Origin of the sequence: Streptomyces sp. NPDC050997 (assembly GCF_040660135.1) — a bacterium.
In the GTDB taxonomy this organism is placed as follows: Bacteria; Actinomycetota; Actinomycetes; order Streptomycetales; family Streptomycetaceae; genus Streptomyces.
In genome coordinates this window covers 504,786-521,690 of the sequence record NZ_JBFAGK010000005.1, presented here as the reverse complement: position 1 = coordinate 521,690, position 16,905 = coordinate 504,786, and the positions used below count along the sequence as shown (strand labels likewise).

At 71.5% G+C, this 16,905-nt stretch carries 8 protein-coding genes; 7 read left to right on the top strand and 1 reads right to left on the bottom strand.

Translation table 11 applies throughout. From position 1 onward, the window contains the following. The first annotated feature begins 11 nt into the window (after positions 1-11). The 4 genes from mmsA (at position 12) to AB0H86_RS14965 (ending at position 7,016) form a co-directional block, all read left to right on the top strand. The gene (mmsA, locus tag AB0H86_RS14980) at positions 12-1,514 is read left to right on the top strand and encodes a CoA-acylating methylmalonate-semialdehyde dehydrogenase (RefSeq protein ID WP_362437268.1); all 1,503 of its coding nucleotides are present in this window, start codon (positions 12-14) and stop codon (positions 1,512-1,514) included. A gap of 308 nt (positions 1,515-1,822) precedes the next feature. Then, positions 1,823-4,468, top strand: coding sequence for a CocE/NonD family hydrolase (locus tag AB0H86_RS14975; RefSeq protein WP_362437266.1), 2,646 nt, complete (start codon positions 1,823-1,825; stop codon positions 4,466-4,468). Next, complete coding sequence (locus tag AB0H86_RS14970) at positions 4,465-5,328, top strand: ABC transporter permease (RefSeq protein WP_362437264.1); 864 nt, start codon at positions 4,465-4,467, stop codon at positions 5,326-5,328. The genes AB0H86_RS14975 and AB0H86_RS14970 overlap by 4 nt, the downstream gene beginning before the upstream one ends. 146 nt (positions 5,329-5,474) lie before the next feature. Then, on the top strand, positions 5,475-7,016 hold the full coding sequence (locus tag AB0H86_RS14965) for a von Willebrand factor type A domain-containing protein (protein ID WP_362437262.1): 1,542 nt from the start codon (positions 5,475-5,477) through the stop codon (positions 7,014-7,016). Here AB0H86_RS14965 and AB0H86_RS14960 read toward each other — a convergent pair. Then, on the bottom strand, positions 7,007-7,642 hold the full coding sequence (locus tag AB0H86_RS14960; RefSeq protein ID WP_362437260.1) for a chorismate mutase: 636 nt from the start codon (positions 7,640-7,642) through the stop codon (positions 7,007-7,009). The two genes, AB0H86_RS14965 and AB0H86_RS14960, sit on opposite strands and share 10 nt — an antisense overlap. Between AB0H86_RS14960 and AB0H86_RS14955 the strand changes: the two genes are divergently transcribed. The 3 genes from AB0H86_RS14955 to AB0H86_RS14945 all read left to right on the top strand — a co-directional run bounded on the left by AB0H86_RS14955 (position 7,636) and on the right by AB0H86_RS14945 (position 16,849). Then, on the top strand, positions 7,636-7,947 hold the full coding sequence (locus AB0H86_RS14955) for a hypothetical protein (protein WP_362437258.1): 312 nt from the start codon (positions 7,636-7,638) through the stop codon (positions 7,945-7,947). The genes AB0H86_RS14960 and AB0H86_RS14955 overlap by 7 nt on opposite strands. Positions 7,948-8,318: 371 nt before the next feature. Next, positions 8,319-10,130, top strand: a complete 1,812-nt coding sequence (locus AB0H86_RS14950; RefSeq protein WP_362437256.1) for a fatty acyl-AMP ligase — start codon at positions 8,319-8,321, stop codon at positions 10,128-10,130. 107 nt (positions 10,131-10,237) lie between these two features. Continuing rightward, positions 10,238-16,849 carry an SDR family NAD(P)-dependent oxidoreductase gene (locus tag AB0H86_RS14945; protein ID WP_362437254.1) on the top strand — a complete coding sequence of 2,204 codons (6,612 nt, stop codon included), beginning with the start codon at positions 10,238-10,240 and terminating at the stop codon, positions 16,847-16,849. Positions 16,850-16,905 lie beyond the last annotated feature (56 nt).

Sequence of the window (16,905 nt, the reverse complement as noted above, 5' to 3'; positions counted from 1 at the left end):
AGTGCTCGGTCATGACGAAGATCGTCAACCACTGGATCGGCGGCAAGACCGTCGAAGGCGCGTCGGGTACGTACGGGCCGGTCACCGACCCCGCGACCGGCGCCGTCACCACCAAGGTCGCGTTCGCGAACGTCGACGAGGTGGACGCGGCCGTGGCCGCGGCCAAGGACGCCTACGCCACCTGGGGCCTGTCCTCGCTGGCCAAGCGGACCACGATCCTGTTCAAGTTCCGCGCGCTGCTGGACGCGAACCGGGACGCCATCGCCGAGCTGATCACCGCCGAGCACGGCAAGGTGCACAGCGACGCGCTGGGCGAGGTCGCGCGCGGTCTGGAGATCGTGGACCTGGCGTGCGGGATCACCGTGCAGCTGAAGGGTGAGCTGTCCACCGAGGTGGCCAGCCGGGTGGACGTGTCCTCGATCCGCCAGCCGCTCGGTGTCGTCGCCGGCATCACGCCGTTCAACTTCCCGGCGATGGTCCCGATGTGGATGTTCCCCATGGCCATCGCGACCGGCAACACCTTCGTGCTGAAGCCGTCCGAGAAGGACCCGTCGGCGAGCCTGAAGATCGCCGAGCTGCTGTCGGAGGCGGGCCTGCCCGACGGCGTCTTCAACGTCGTCAACGGTGACAAGGTGGCCGTCGACCGGCTGCTGGAGCACCCGGACGTCAAGGCGATCTCCTTCGTCGGCTCGACCCCGATCGCCCGCTACATCCACACCACCGCCTCCGCGAACCACAAGCGGGTCCAGGCCCTGGGCGGCGCCAAGAACCACATGCTGGTGCTGCCGGACGCCGACCTGGACGCGGCCGCGGACGCCGCGGTGAGCGCGGCCTACGGCTCCGCGGGCGAGCGCTGCATGGCGATCTCGGCCGTGGTCGCGGTCGGCGCGATCGGCGACGAACTGGTGGAGAAGATCCGCGAGCGCGCCGAGAAGATCAAGATCGGCCCCGGCAATGACCCGGCCTCCGAGATGGGCCCGCTGATCACGAAGGTCCACCGCGACAAGGTGGCCTCGTACGTGGCGGGCGCGGCGGCCGAGGGCTCGGAGGTCGTCCTGGACGGCACCGGCCACACGGTCGACGGCTTCGAGGACGGCCACTGGATCGGCATCTCGCTCCTCGACAAGGTGCCCACGTCGGCGAAGGCCTACCAGGACGAGATCTTCGGCCCGGTGCTGTGTGTCCTGCGCGTCGACACCTACGACGAGGGCGTCGCCCTCATCAACAGCTCCCCGTTCGGCAACGGCACCGCGATCTTCACCCGGGACGGCGGCGCGGCCCGCCGCTTCCAGCTGGAGATCGAGGCCGGCATGGTCGGCGTGAACGTCCCGATCCCGGTCCCCGTCGGCTACCACTCCTTCGGCGGCTGGAAGGACTCCCTCTTCGGCGACCACCACATCTACGGCAACGACGGCACGCACTTCTACACCCGAGGCAAGGTCGTCACCACCCGCTGGCCCGACCCGGCCGACGCCCCGTCGGGCGTGGACCTGGGCTTCCCGCGCAACCACTGAGCACGCTGGCCGGGGCCGTCCGCGACGCGGACGGCCCCGTGCCGCAGGGAGACACGGTGGCTCGTCTCTATCGCGGCAAGACCAGCGGACCTCAAGGGGCGCGGGGCGGTGTCCGATATGCGGCTCCGCCGCAGGGGCGCGACCAGCCACGACGCTCCCGCAGTCGGCTGACAACAGAAGCGATCGAGTTCCTGGCCGTCCTACCACGGACGCGGTACATGAAAGCGCCCCCGTACCCCCAGGGGATGGCGCCCACTTCAGCCCACGGTAGATAACTCCCCGACAGCTTCACCCCGTACCGTTGACGCATGGATCTTCGACTGCCCCGGCTACGAGGCATGCTTCGGGGGCCGCGACGACTGGGCGCCGCCGCGGCCGCCGTCGTGGTGCTCGCCGGCGCCGGGACATGGACGGCCGTCGCCGACGACGACGCGCCTCCGGTGAACCGCACCGACCAGGTGATGCCACTCGACGGCGTCCGCATCGACACCTCGTACTTCACCTCCCAAGGAACCGGCCGTCGCCCCGCCGTCCTCCTCGCGCACGGCTTCGGCGGCAGCAAGGACGATGTACGGCAGCAGGCCGAGGACCTGGCCCGGGACGGATACGCGGTGCTGACCTGGTCGGCCCGCAGCTTCGGCAAGTCGACCGGCAAGATCGGGCTGAACGACCCGAAGGGCGAGGTCGCCGACGTCCGAAAGCTCATCGACTGGCTGGCGAAGCAGCCGCAGGTCCAGCTCGACAAGTCCGGTGACCCGCGGGTGGGCATGGCGGGCGCGTCGTACGGCGGCGCGATCGCGCTGGAGACCGCCGGACTCGATCACCGGGTGGACGCCATCGCCCCGGCGATCACCTACTGGAACCTCGCCGACGCCCTCTTCCCGAACGGCGTCTTCAAGAAGCTCTGGGCGGGCATCTTCGTCAACTCCGGCGGCGGCTGCGACAAGTTCGAGACGCGGCTGTGCCGGATGTACCAGCGGGTCGCCGAGTCCGGCACCCCCGACGCGCAGGCCGTGAAGCTTCTTCAGGAGCGCTCGCCGTCCGCCGTCGCCGACCGCATCAAGGTCCCCACGCTCCTCATGCAGGGCCAGACCGACTCCCTCTTCCCGCTCGGGCAGGCCGACGCGGCGGCGAAGGCCATCCGGGCCAACGGCGCCCCCGTGGACGTCGACTGGATCGCGGGCGGGCACGACGGCGGCGACAGGGAGAACGGCCGCGTCCAGGCCCGGGTCGCCTCCTGGTTCGACCGCTACCTCAAGGACGACAAGAGCGCCGACACCGGCCCCGTCTTCCGCGTCACCCGCACCGGAGGCGTCGACTCCACCGACGGACAGGCCATGCTGCGGGGCGCGAGCGGCGAGACCTACCCCGGTCTGGAGAGCGGACAGCGGTCCATCGCCCTGACCGGCCGCGAGCAGAGCTTCGACAACCCCGCGGGCTCCAACCCGCCCGCCGTCTCGGCGTTGCCCGGCCTCGGCGGCGGCGGACTCTCCCAGCTCTCCTCGCTGGGCGTCGGCGTCTCGCTGGACTTCCCCGGCCAGTTCGCCGGCTTCGAGTCGGCGCCGGTCACCGACGACCTGCGCATCACCGGATCGCCGACGGCCACCGTCCACGTCAAGTCGACCAGCGACGACGCCGTCCTCTTCGGGAAGGTGTACGACGTCGGCCCGGGCGGCGCCCGGCAGGTACTGCCCTCCCAGCTCGTCACGCCCCTCAGGGTCGAGGGCGCCAAGGCCGGCAAGGACGTGACGATCACCCTGCCCGCCATCGACCACGACATCGAGAAGGGCCACCGGCTGCGCCTGGTCCTCGCCTCCACCGACCTGGGGTACGCCTCCCCGGCCGCCCCGGCGACGTACACCGTCTCCCTGAAGGGAGACCTGAAGGTGCCCACGGCCCCCGGTGTGGCGACTGCGGACACCTCGCTGCCCGCGTGGGTGTGGTGGCTGCCGCTCGCGGGCGCGCTGACCGCCCTGGCCCTGCTGCTCACCGGCCGCCGCCGCACGGCCACCCCCGCCCCGGACCCGGAGCTGGCCGAAGTCCCCCTTGTGATCACCGACTTGAGCAAGCGGTACGCCAGGTCGGCCGACCGGTACGCGGTCAAGGAGCTGTCCTTCCGCGTGGAGAAGGGCCAGGTCCTCGGTCTCCTGGGCCCCAACGGCGCCGGCAAGACGACCACCCTGCGCATGCTCATGGGCCTGATCAAGCCCGACGGCGGCGAGATCCGTGTCTTCGGCCACGCGATCCGGCCCGGCGCTCCCGTGCTGTCGAGGGTCGGTGCCTTCGTCGAGGGCGCCGGCTTCCTCCCGCACCTCTCCGGCCGGGAGAACCTGGAGCTGTACTGGCAGGCGACCGGCCGCCCCGCCGAGGACGCCCACCTGGACGAGGCCCTGGAGATCGCGGGCCTCGGCGACGCGCTGGCCCGCGCGGTCCGCACGTACTCGCAGGGCATGCGCCAGCGCCTCGCCATCGCCCAGGCCATGCTCGGCATGCCGGACCTGCTCATCCTCGACGAACCCACCAACGGCCTGGACCCGCCGCAGATCCGCGAGATGCGCGAGGTGATGATCCGCTACGCGGCGGCCGGCCGCACGGTGATCGTCTCCAGTCACCTGCTGGCGGAGGTCGAGCAGTCCTGCACCCACCTCGTGGTCATGGACCGGGGCAGGCTCGTGCAGGCCGGTCCGGTCGCGGAGATCATCGGCTCCGGAGACACCCTGCTCGTCGGCACCGGAACTCCCTTGGACGAGCCGGTCGTCGAGAAGATCGCCGCGCTGCCGGGCGTGGTCTCGGCGGTGCCGACCGACGACGGACTCCTGGTCCGCCTCGATGCCGACGGCAGCGCGCAGCGCCTGGTCGTCGAGCTCGTCCGGCTCGAAGTGCCCGTGCAGGCGGTGGGTCCGCACCGCCGCCTGGAAGACGCCTTCCTCACCCTGATCGGAGGCTCCGCATGAGCACGCTCGTCGAGCGCACCGAGGTCGCCTCCGGCTACAAGGCGGGCCGCACCCTTCCCCTCCGGGTGGAGCTGGTCCGCCAGCTGAAGCGGCGCCGCACCCTGGTCATGGGCGGGATCCTCGCGGCCCTGCCGTTCGTCCTGCTCATCGCGTTCGCCATCGGTGGCGAGCCGGACGGGGGTGGCAACCGGATCACGCTGATGGACTCGGCGACGGCGTCGGGCGCCAACTTCGCCGCCGTGAACCTGTTCGTGTCCGCCGGCTTCCTGCTGGTCGTCCCGGTCGCCCTGTTCTGCGGGGACACGGTTGCCTCGGAGGCCAGTTGGTCCTCCCTGCGCTATCTCCTCGCCGCTCCGGTGCCGCGTGCCCGGCTGCTGTGGTCGAAGCTCGTGGTCGGGCTCGGCCTCAGCCTGGCCGCGATGATCCTGCTGCCGGTGATGGCCCTGGCCGTCGGCTCGGCCGCCTACGGCTGGGGCCCCCTGGTGATCCCCACCGGCGGCTCGCTCGCGTCGGGCACCGCGGCGCAGCGACTCGTGGTCGTCGTGGCGTACATCTTCGTGTCCCAACTGGTCACCGCCGGGCTGGCGTTCTGGCTGTCGACGAAGACCGACGCGCCGCTCGGCGCGGTCGGCGGCGCGGTCGGCCTGACCATCGTCGGCAACGTCCTGGACGCCGTCACGGCCCTCGGCGACTGGCGTGACTTCCTTCCCGCGCACTGGCAGTTCGCGTGGGCCGACGCCGTGCAGGCCACCCCCGAGTGGTCCGGCATGATCCAGGGCACCGCCGTCTCCGTAACGTACGCCCTCGTGCTGTTCGCGCTGGCCTTCAGGGGTTTCGCGCGTAAGGACGTGGTGTCGTAGGTCAACGGAGGGTCACCCACCGGTCTCGACCGCCCCGCTCCGTGCCCTCTTCGAGATCCATCCGCAACACCCCGTAGCGCACGTTCCGGTCCCCCGGCCCGTCACAGTCACAGTCACGGCGTCAACAGGCCAAGGGGGCACGGACCATGGAGCGGTTCCGAATACGACGGCTGCGCGCCGCCCTGCTCGCGTTCACCGCGACGGGCGGCCTGCTGCTCACGGGATGCGGTGCGAACGACACCGCGGATGACAGCGGCACGGACCGCGCGAACGGGGCGACCGGCTTCCCGGCCCCGGCCCCCAGCCGCGGCACCGGTGAGCAGGACCGCCCGGACGAGGGGTCCCGCGAGGCCGCCCCGTCCCCCGACCACGTCTCCACCTTCGCCCTCGACGTCGACACCGCCTCCTACGGCTACGCCCGCCGCACCCTCGCCGACGGACGGCGGCCCGACCCCTCGACGGTCCGCCCCGAGGAATTCGTCAACAGCTTCCGCCAGGACTACGAACGCCCCGACGGCAACGGCTTCACGGTGACCGTCGACGGCGCCCGCACCGACGAGGAGGACTGGTCCCTGGTCCGCGTCGGCCTCGCCACCCGTGCCGCCGAGCGGACCGGCGAACGCCCGCCCGCCGCCCTAACCTTCGTCATCGACATCTCCGGCTCCATGGCCGAACCGGGCCGCCTCGACCTCGCCCAGGAGTCCCTCGGGGTGATGACGGACCGACTGCGCGACGACGACTCGGTCGCCCTGGTCACCTTCAGCGACACGGCCGAGACCGTGCTGCCGATGACCCGGCTCGGCGGCAACCGGGGCGAGATCCACGACGCGATCAACGGCCTGGAACCGACGTACTCCACCAACCTCGGCGCGGGTGTGGACACCGGCTACGCCACCGCCGTCGACGGTCTGCGCGAGGGCGCCACCAACCGGGTCGTGCTGGTCTCCGACGCGCTCGCCAACGACGGGGACACCGACCCCGACGCCATCCTGGACCGCATCGACGGCGCCCGCCGCGAACACGGCATCACCCTCTTCGGCGTCGGTGTCGGCAGCGACTACGGCGACGCCCTGATGGAACGCCTCGCCGACAAGGGCGACGGCCACACGGTGTACGTGTCCGGCGCGGACGACGCCGAGCAGGTCTTCTGCGAGCAGCTCCCGACACACATCGACCTCACCGCCCGCGACGCCAAGGCCCAGGTCGACTTCGACCCGGAGACGGTCGCCGAGTTCCGGCTCGTCGGCTACGACAACCGCCGCGTCGCCGACGAGGACTTCCGCGACGACCGTGTCGACGGCGGCGAGGTGGGCCCCGGCCACACCGTGACCGCCCTCTACGCCGTCCGCACCAGGCCCGGCACCGACGGCCACCTCGCCACCGCCACGGTCCGCTGGCAGGACCCCGAGACCCGCACCCCGCACGAGGAGAGCGGCCAACTGGAGTCCGGTTCGCTCGCCGACTCCCCGCGCGGCGCGAGCCCCCGCTTCCAGGTCACGGCGACCGCCGCGTACTTCGCCGACGCCCTGCGCGGGCGCGACCACAGCCGGACCGCACTGCCGGGCGCCCCGACGCTCGGCGAACTGGCCGACCGCGCCGACGACTTGGCGGCCACCACCGAGGACCCGGCGGTACGCGGGCTCGCCGACACCATCCGCCGAGCCAGGCACCTCGACCCTCAGGACTGAGCACACACCGACGGCAACGCCCGCCCGAGCCCCTCCAGATGCAGAAGGTCCAGCTCATGGCCGTGGGCGGAGCGTACGGCGGCTACGGACAGTCGCGGCGCGCACGACCGCCCGGCCCGCAGCGCCTCCGTGTCCTTCAGAGCGGTCAGCAGGTGCGTGGTGATGCGGTCCAACGCGGGCCGGACCTCGGTGGTCAGGTCCGGCCGCTCGGTGGGCCGCTCCTCGGGATGCGCGTCCCAGCGCGCGTACAGCCCGCGCTGCACCAGCTTGTTGGCCTCGATCTGGTCCCGGAAGACCGCGCTCACCGAGTCCGGGTCCAGCCCGAGCCCGATCGCCCGGGCGGCCACGTCGTCCAGGATCTGCTTCTCGCGCACCGGATCGTCGATCGGCTTGTCGGTGCCGTACTTGGCGGCGGCCACCTTGTCGGCCAGCAGCAGCCGCTCGGCGAACAACTCGGTCAGCGGCGCGAGCCCGGGGGCACCGACCGCCGCCCGTACGGGAGCCGGGGCGGGCGCGGCGGCGGCCGGGGCGGCGCTGCGGACCGAGACCGAGGAGCGCCGAGGTCGCGACAGACCCGGGCCGGGCGACCAAGGCCAGCCACGCCCCCGCGATCCAGCAGGTGGCAAGTCCCGTCTCCAGCCCTGAGGTGGCGAAGTCCCACACGGGCGGCAACCCCAGCAGCACGAGCGAGCCAAGGGGGACGGCCGCCCGCCCGCCGTACAGCCGCAGCGCCCCGAGCCCCGCGAGCGCGAACCCGGCGCCGGTCAGCACCAGCCCCGTATACACCGCGGCCGTCGCCGGATCGGCACCCACCGCCCCGGCCGCCACCAGCAGCCACTGCCACAGCGTCCCGGTGGACGACTCCACCCGCTCACCCGGGTTGAACACCGGCCCGTTGCCCGCCAGTACCTGCCGCACGGTCCGTACGTAGATGAAGGCGTCGTCGGACATCCACCGCCGCCGGAACCCGGCGAACGCCACGAGGACCGCGGGCAGCAGCCACACCGCGGCCCGCGGCACCCGGCCCGCCACGGGCGCGGCGTCCGGCGCGACCACCGGGAGCGCGGGCGGGGGGAGGGGAGGCCTTCGGGTGCGCTGGCGAGTGCGTCGACGTCATGATCGATTCATCGGCCCGGCTCAACCCGGCCTTGACAGCACGGATGCGAACGACGGTATCCGGCCAACGGACCCGGCGTGTCGACCTATCAACATTATGTGTTCATGTTTCTCTGACTCCGAATATGGGCCTCTCCGGCATTTCCGGCACGGACGGAAGCACCCCAGTGAAGGCATGGTGATCAAATGTCGTCAGCCATGGGCGATACGCTCAGCCGCCATTTGGCCCTGTCCGCCCGGCAAGCACCCGATGAAGCGGCGTTCGCCTTTGTGGACTTCGACACCGACGGGGACGGGACGTCCGTCGAGCTGACGTGGAAAGAGCTGGACACGCGGGTCCGGGCGGTGGCGGCAGGGCTGCGCCGGGCGGGTGCGGTGGGCGAGCGAGTAGCCATCGTCGCACCGCAGGGCCTCGACTACGTGGTCGCGTTCCTGGGTTCCCTGTGCGCGGGCGCCGTCGCCGTGCCGCTCTTCCCGCCCGACCTGCCCGGCCACGGCGAGAAACTGGCGGCGGTGCTGGCCGATGCGGCACCCTCCCTTGTTGTTTCCGCCCCCGAGCGACGGGAAGCGGTGGCTGAATTCTGCACCGGCCACGGGATCACCTCCCCCGTGCGCGTCGTGAGCGTCGAGTGCCTCGAGCAGACTGCCGGAACGGCGGACACGGCGGACACGGCGGACACGGAGGCTCGGACGGCCCGCGAGCCGCGGCCCGAGGACTGCGCCTACCTGCAGTACACCTCCGGATCGACGAGAATGCCGTCCGGGGTGGAGATCACCCATGCCAACGTCTGCGTCAACGCACGGCAGGCGCTGGACGCGTATGACCTGGGCAGCGGGCGCAACTGCGTCGTGAGCTGGCTTCCGCTGTATCACGACATGGGCTTGATGACGGGGATCGTCATGCCTCTCGTGCACCGCATGCGGTCCGTCCTCATGGATCCGCTGGATTTCGTCCAGCAACCGGTCCGATGGCTCCGCTTGCTCACGCACCACGGCGGGACCCTCACGGCCGCACCGAACTTCGCCTACGACTACTGCGTTCGGCGGGTACCACCCGAGCAACGGACCGGTCTGTCCCTCGGATCGGTCGCCGTGATGATCAACGGCAGCGAGCCCATCAGTCCGCGGACACTTGATCGTTTCCACGAGGCCTTCGCGCCGTCCGGCATCCGCCGCACAGCCATGCGCCCCTCCTACGGCCTCGCGGAAGCCACCGTGTTCGTCACGGCATCGCCCGCCGGGGAGGAACCGACCGTCACCCCCTTCGACCGGGACCTGCTGGCGCGGGGGATCGCGCGTGTCGCTGAACCGGCCGAAGGCGGACCCCTCACCGAACTGGTCGCCTGCGGCCGGCCGACCGATCAGGAGGCGGCCGTCGTCGATCCGGACACCGGCCGCCGACAGGAGGACGGGACGGTCGGGGAGATCTGGCTACGGGGTCCGAACATCGGACGCGGGTACTGGGGCCGCCCGCCGGACGGGGAGCCCTTCGGCGCCGTCCTGGAGAGCGGAGACCCGGCCGATCCGGCACCGCGTTGGCTGCGCACGGGCGACCTGGGGATGTGGCACGACAAGCAGCTCTACGTCACCGGCCGAATCAAGGACATGGTGATCGTCGACGGCACCAACCACTATCCGCACGACATCGAACTCACCGTGGAAAACGCACACCCCGCCATCAGGCGCCACCACACCGCCGCGTTCGCCGTGCCCGCAGACGAGGGCGAAAGACTTGTCGTCGTCGCCGAGCACCCCACCGCCGTCACCGACCCGCACACGCGTCTCGACGAGGTGACCCGAGCTGTGCGCCGGGCTGTCTCCGTCACTCACGGTCTCGCCGTCCACGACTTCGTCTACGCCCCGCCCGGCGCCGTACCCCGCACGACCAGCGGCAAAGTGGCCCGCAGCGCCTGCCGTGCGCGATACCTCGACGGCACCTGGACGGCCGTCGAGGCCTCTACGAAGCACGCGGCACTCAAGGGATCCGGCGCGGTATGACCACCGCACACGGAGGGGACGCGGGGTCCCGGCCGACGAGTACGGAGCACGCACCTCCACCAGGGGCTCAGGGTACCGAGGCGCCGACGGCCGCCGAGATTCGCTCCATGCTGCGCCATCTGGTCGCTGACCTGTGCGGCGTACCCGGCGACGAGCTCGACGGCGAACGTCCCCTGCCCGAGTACGGGCTGACCTCGCGTGACGCGGTCGATCTCAGCGGACGGCTGGAACAGCTGCTCGACAGGACACTCCCCACCACCTTGGTGTGGGAGAACCCGAGCATCGAGCAACTGGTCCGCAGCCTGGCGCCTGGAAACCCGCGCGAACAGAGCCCCCGCACCCCGACCGCGGCCGACGGCACGGACCACACCGGCGCCGACGCGATCGCGGTGCTCGGCGTCGGATGCCGTCTCCCCGGCGCCATCAACGGGCCCGACGCCTTCTGGGAGGCACTGCTCGCAGGTACGGACGCGGTGGGTCAGGTCCCGGACGAACGCTGGCAGCTCTTCGACGACGAGGCCCCGGACACCGCGGCAGTGCTGGCACGCACCACTCGCTGGGGCGCTTTCCTGGACGACATCGAGGGCTTCGACGCGGACTTCTTCGGGATCACGCCCGGCGAAGCCGACGTCATGGACCCTCAGCAAAGACTCCTTCTCGAAGTGGGATGCGAGGCCCTCGACCACGCGGGAATTCCGCTCGTGGCCCTCCAAGGCAGCGCGACCGGCGTGTTCGTAGGTCTCAGCGCGCTCGAGTACGGACATCTGACCACAGCGGACCTGTCAGGGGTCACACCGTGGACGAGCAGCGGGGCGGCGGGCAGCATCGCCGCGAACCGCATGTCCTACCTGCTCGACCTCCGCGGCCCCAGCATGACGATCGACACCGCCTGTTCCTCGTCCCTGGTCGCCGTGCACCAGGCATGCCGCAGTCTGCGCGACGGTGACTGCGACACCGCTCTGGCCGCCGGGGTCAACGTGCTGCTCTCGCCGGCCATCACCGCCAACTTCGACCAGGTCGGAGCGTTGGCACCGGACGGCAGATGCAAGCCGTTCGACGCGCGGGCCGACGGCATCGTGCGCGGCGAGGGATGCGGCGTCGTCGTCCTCAAACGGCTCAGGGACGCCCAGCGCGACGGCGACAGGATTCTGGCCGTCATCCGCGGCACGGCGGTCAACTCGGACGGCCGCTCGGCCGGGCTCACGGCACCCAACCCGGTCGCCCAGGAGGCACTGCTGCGCAGCGCTCTGCGTGACGCCGGCACGGATGCGGCGGACATCGGCTACGTCGAAGCCCACGGCACCGGAACGCTGCTGGGTGACCCCATCGAGGCGGGAGCCCTGGGCGCCGTCCTGGGCCGTGACCGTCCGGCCGGCCGACCGCTGCTGATCGGCTCGGTCAAAAGCAATCTGGGGCACCTCGAGGGCGCGGCGGGAATCGTCGGCCTGATCAAGACGGTGATCTCGCTCCACCACGCACAGCTGCCCGCCAGCCTCCACTTCCACAGCCCCAACCCACACATCGACTTCACGGAGCTGGGCCTGCGCGTCGTCGCCGAGCCGACTCCCTGGCCGACCGAACGCGGGCGCCCCGCCCTGGCGGGTGTATCGGCCTTCGGCTTCGGAGGCACCAACGCCCACGCCATCCTGGAGCAGGCACCCGAGCCGGCTCCGCAGCCCGCCGACGCACCCCGGCACGGTCACCGGGGCACCATGGACACGCAGGAGCGAATCGCCGAGGGTGTCCCGCACATCCTGGTCGTCACGGCGCGTTCACAGGACCGGCTCGGCGACGCCGCCACCGGTCTCGCCCATTGGCTGCACGCGCAGGGCGGTGCCCTGTCGCTCGCCGACGTCTGCCACACGCTGGCACACCGACGCCGGGGCCCGGCAAGCGCCGCCGTCGTCGGCCGGGGGCTGCACGACCTCACCGCGGCACTCGCAGCGCTCGCCAAGGGCGAATCCCCGACGTGCGTCGTGCCGCCACGGACGGAACAGCCTTCCGAACCGGAACAGCCTTCCGAACCGGACCAGAAGACCCCACGTCGACCAGTTCTCGTGTTCTCCGGCTATGGCTCCCAGTGGGACGGGATGGGCCGCCGGCTGCTGCGCGACGATCCCGTCTTCGCCGCTTCCGCGGGCGAACTGGACCCCGTCTTCGAGGCGGAGACGGGCGTCTCCCTGACCGACCTGCTCTCCCGCACGGACCAGGGCGCGAGCGTCGACCGTACCCAGCCGCTGCTCTTCGGTCTGCAACTCGCTCTGGCCAACACGTTGCGCGCCTACGGAGTCGAACCCGCCGCTGTCATCGGACACTCGATGGGAGAGGTGAGCGCGGCCGTGGTCACCGGCGCTCTTGACACCCGCGACGGCCTGAGAGTGATCCTCGCCCGTTCCACCCGGCTCGCGGCCATCGACCAGGAGCAGGCCGGCGCCATGGCTGCCGTGGAGCTGCCGGAGGAAGCCCGCGCGAACATCCTCGGACGCTGTCCGGAGGTCAGCATCGCGGTGTACGCCTCGCCGCGGCGGTGCACCCTCACGGGGCCCGGCGAACCGATTGCCCGCATCGTCGAGGAAGTCGAGGCACAGGGGCGACTCGCCCGCCTCCTCCCTGTCAGCGGCGCCGGACATTCACCGGCGGTCGATCCCGTCCTTCCGGCGCTGCGCGAAGCCCTCGACGGCATCAGCCCACGCGCCGCGACCATCCCCTGGTACGGGACGGTCCTCGACGACCCACGCGCCGATGTCCACGCGGACGCGGACTACTGGGCCGCCAACGCCCGCCGCCCCGTTCGCTTCCAACAGGCGGTGGCCGCCGCGGCGGCCGACGGCCACGATCTCTTCCTGGAGATCTCACCGCACCCCATCGCCGTCGTCCCGATCACCGAGACGCTCGACGCGGTGGCCCCGGGGTACGGCCGTGTCCTGCCCACGGGTCGCCGCGACAGTGATGAGAGCGTGCACCTGCGCACCGCGCTCGTGGAGCTCCACCTGGCCGGAGTGGAAGGCCTGGCCCGACAACTGTGGCCGGACGGCGAGCGGTTGACCGTACCGAGCCCTCCCTGGCGTCATGTCCCGCACTGGTTCCGTCGCCGGAGCCCGTCGAGGCGGCCGTCCTCCGCGGGCGGCCACTCCCTGCTGGGAGCGCGGGTCGAGGATCCCGGCACGGACCGTGTCCTGTGGCACGGGGACATCGGCACCGACGGCTGGAACCAGCAGCCGGCCACGCTGCACGGCAGACCCGTTCTGTCGCTCGCCGCCTGCGCGGAACTCGTGATCGCCGCGGCGACCGCCACGAGCGCCAAGGCCAGCGAGGCGGTACGCATCGAGGACCTGGCGGTCCATCAGTGGCTGCCGATCTCGGCCAGGACGCCGGTCACACTCGTCTGGGAGCCGCAGGGACGCGATCAGGCAACCGTCGGCATCCACTCACGATCCGCCTCCGGCGCCTGGCTGTGCCATGCCTCGGCCCGCGTACTCACCCGATCCGACGCCCTGACGCGTCGTGAACCGGAAGGGGCCGCTCCCTTCGAGGTCGACTTCCCCGCCCCCGCTGCCGAGGACCACGCCCCGGAGCAACGACTCGGAAAGCTCCTGCACGCCGTACTGCACGCACCGGCGAGCGGCGCGCCACCCGGATCAGACCCCGTACCGCCCGCCACGGAGGACGTTCCGGTCGCCGTACGGTCTCTGCAGGTACGGCTCCAGGTTCCCGCCCATGCTGGATGCCGGGTCCAGTGCCTGCCCCGTACCGGCATGTGGGACATCCACGCGGAGGACGCCGGAGGGCGAGAGCTGATCGTGGCTCACGAGACGCGGCTCCGGGCCGTCGCACCGAGGGAAGTCCCGCGGCCGCTCGATGAAACCACCTACGAGATCGAGTGGGAGAAGGCCCCTGTCTCCATCCCCGACCCTCCGACCCACGTCCTCCTGCTGACGGACCGGGCCGACGGCAGCAGGAACCCCTGTGCCGCTTCCCTCCAGTCGGCACTCCAGGAACAAGGAGTCGAGGTAGCGGTCGCGCACAGCCGGGACGGTTCCTTCGGCAGCCTGCTGGACACCTGGCGCGAAGAGACACACGACGGGCGGGCTGCCCTGGTCATGCTGCTGACGGACGGCCCTGAACCGCCCGGAACGTGTCTGGGGCTGCACGCCGCCGCGGACGTCGCCCGTCGTCTGGCCGCGGACCCGCGGCAACTGTCGGTTCCCCGGCTGTGGTTCGTGACCGAGCGAGCCCAGTCAGTCGTACCCGGGGAGACCGGGAACCCCGATCTGGCCTCTCTTCGCGGTCTCGTGCGCGTACTGGCCATGGAGCATCCCGCGCTGCGCACCACGGTGGTGGACATCGACCCGCAACCCGGTCTCGTCGACGATCTGGTCCAGGAACTGCTCTGCGACGGCGAGGCCGACGAGGTCGCCTGGCGCGGAGGCACCCGCTTCGTCGCCCGACTCGCTGCCGCGGACTCGGATGACGCGTCCGTCAGAGTGCCCTTCGCGCGTCCCGACGGCGCCTACATCGTGACGGGCGGACTGTCCGGCCTGGGCCTGGCGACGGCGCGACGGCTGGCCGAGCAGGGCGCGGGCCGCATCGTCCTGAACGGCCGCCGCGCCCCGGACCCCGAGACGCGGGCCGCCCTCACCGAACTCGGCGAGTTCGGCACCTCCGTCGCCGTGGTGCGAGGAGACATCGCTCAGCCCGGCGTGGCTGCGCGTCTGGTCGAAGCGGCCCTGTCCGAAGGACATTTGCTGTGCGGGGTCGCGCACGCCGCGGCGTTGCTCCGCGACCACCTCCTCACCGACCTGCAGGCGTCCGACATCCACGCTGTCCTCCGGCCGAAGGTCACCGGCGCCCTCCAACTGGAGGCGGCCACCGAGGGGCACGATCTCGACTGGTGGCTGGTGTACAGCTCCGCCGCCGCGCTCTTCGGCTCCCCCGGGCAGGCGGCCTACGCCGCCGCCAACGCCTGGTTGGACGCGCATGCCCACCGCCGCCGGGCCGTCGGCCTGCCGGCGACCGCCATCGCGTGGGGCCCCTGGGCCGAGGTGGGAGCGGCACCCCGCGACCCCGCCGCGAACTCCGCGCTGGCTCTCGCACCCATCACCTCGGCCGAAGGACTGGACGCCCTCCAGGCGCTCGTCACCCGGGGCAGGGCGCACACCGGCGTGGTGCATCTGGACGCCCGTCGGGCACTGGAAGCCTTCCCCGGACTGGACGCGGTCCCGTTCTTCGTGGGGGTTCTGCGTGGCGGTCATCTCCCCGAGGACGAATGGGACGGCCCGTCAGGCATCGAGACGCTCGGCGAAGCAGCCGCCGCCAAGGTCTACGAACGTCTCGTCAAGCGTACGGCCGCTGTCATGGGATGTGCTGTCCAGGAGCTGGACGAGAACGCCCCTCTGACCGACCTCGGCCTCGACTCCCTCATGACGGTGCGGATCCAGAACGCCACCAAGCAGGACTTCGCCGTGGTGTTGCCCGCTCCTCTCCTTCTGCGGGGCGCCACTCTTCGTGCCCTCGGTGACGCGGTACTCCGGGAACTGGGGCTGGTGCGGGCCGACCCGAGCGATGTGGCGGCGGACAACGAACCGCAGGACACCGGTCAGGACGGCGTCAGCGCCGGGGCGATCCCGACGCTGCCGACCAGGCTGGGCCCTCGCGATGCCGCGGAACGCCTGGTGGCCGGCGTCTGGAACGAGGTCCTCGGACGGCCGCCGGAGGACGTCCACGAGGACTTCGTCGCCGCGGGTGGTGACCAGCGCACCGCCCACGACCTGGTGGAGGGCATCGGTCGACGCCTGGACACGACGACCCCGGGCCTTACCGCGGAGCATGTTTCCGCCCACTCCACCGTCGCCACCCTCGCGGAGCTGATCCGGCCCGTGGTCAACGGAACAGGGGAGTCCGTCCTCCGTGTCCTCCGCGACGTCCAGCCCGGCGCCCACCGCCCCGCCCTGTTCACGTTTCACCCCGCCGGCGGCCCGACGTCGGTCTACCGGCCACTCGTCCAACTGCTCCCCACCACACACAACGTGTACGGATTCGACCGCGCGGACTCCCTCCGGACGATGGAGGAGAAAGCCGCCCACTACATCGGTCTCATCCAAAAGCTCCAGCCACAGGGGCCGTACCACCTGCTGGGCTGGTCCTTCGGCGGCTGTCTCGCCTACGAGGTCGCCCGCCGGCTCCGCGAGACGGACAACGCCGTGGGCTTCCTCGGACTCATCGACACCATCCTGCCGGCGGCTCTCCCGGGGCTGGAATCCAAGGAGATGCTCATCGCACGGTTCGGCCGCTTCGCCGAATACGTCGAGAAGACGTACGGCCGCCGACTCGACCTGCCCTACGAGGAACTGGCTGCCACGCCCGACGAGCAGCAGATCGACGTGGTCATGCGGCTCGTCGCCGAAGCCGGCCTCGACATGAGCCCCGGAATCATGGAGCACCAGCGAACGTCCTACGTCGACGCGCGCGTAGGGGAGCGGTACCAGCCGCAGCCGTATCCGGGCCATGTCGTGCTCTATCGCGCCCAGGAGGCACAGCCGCTGACCACGGCTCTCGACCCCCGCTATGTGCGCAGCGAGGCAGACCTCGGATGGGCGCCACTGTGCGCGTCGCTGGAGGTCGTACCCGTCCCGGGCGATCACCTGTCACTCATCGACCCGCCTCATGTCGAGGTCATCGCGCGGCACCTCACCCAAGCCCTTGAAAGCAACGGCGACTGACACGCGGCGGCGACCGGTGCCGGGCAGGCCGCCGGACCCGCCCGAGGCCGGTCTCC

Coding starts and splice junctions, on each gene's coding strand:
- mmsA (WP_362437268.1), top strand. CDS start 12: ATGACGAAGATCGTCAACCACTGGATCGGCGGCAAGACCGTCGAAGGC.
- AB0H86_RS14975 (WP_362437266.1), top strand. CDS start 1,823: ATGGATCTTCGACTGCCCCGGCTACGAGGCATGCTTCGGGGGCCGCGA.
- AB0H86_RS14970 (WP_362437264.1), top strand. CDS start 4,465: ATGAGCACGCTCGTCGAGCGCACCGAGGTCGCCTCCGGCTACAAGGCG.
- AB0H86_RS14965 (WP_362437262.1), top strand. CDS start 5,475: ATGGAGCGGTTCCGAATACGACGGCTGCGCGCCGCCCTGCTCGCGTTC.
- AB0H86_RS14950 (WP_362437256.1), top strand. CDS start 8,319: ATGTCGTCAGCCATGGGCGATACGCTCAGCCGCCATTTGGCCCTGTCC.
- AB0H86_RS14945 (WP_362437254.1), top strand. CDS start 10,238: ATGCTGCGCCATCTGGTCGCTGACCTGTGCGGCGTACCCGGCGACGAG.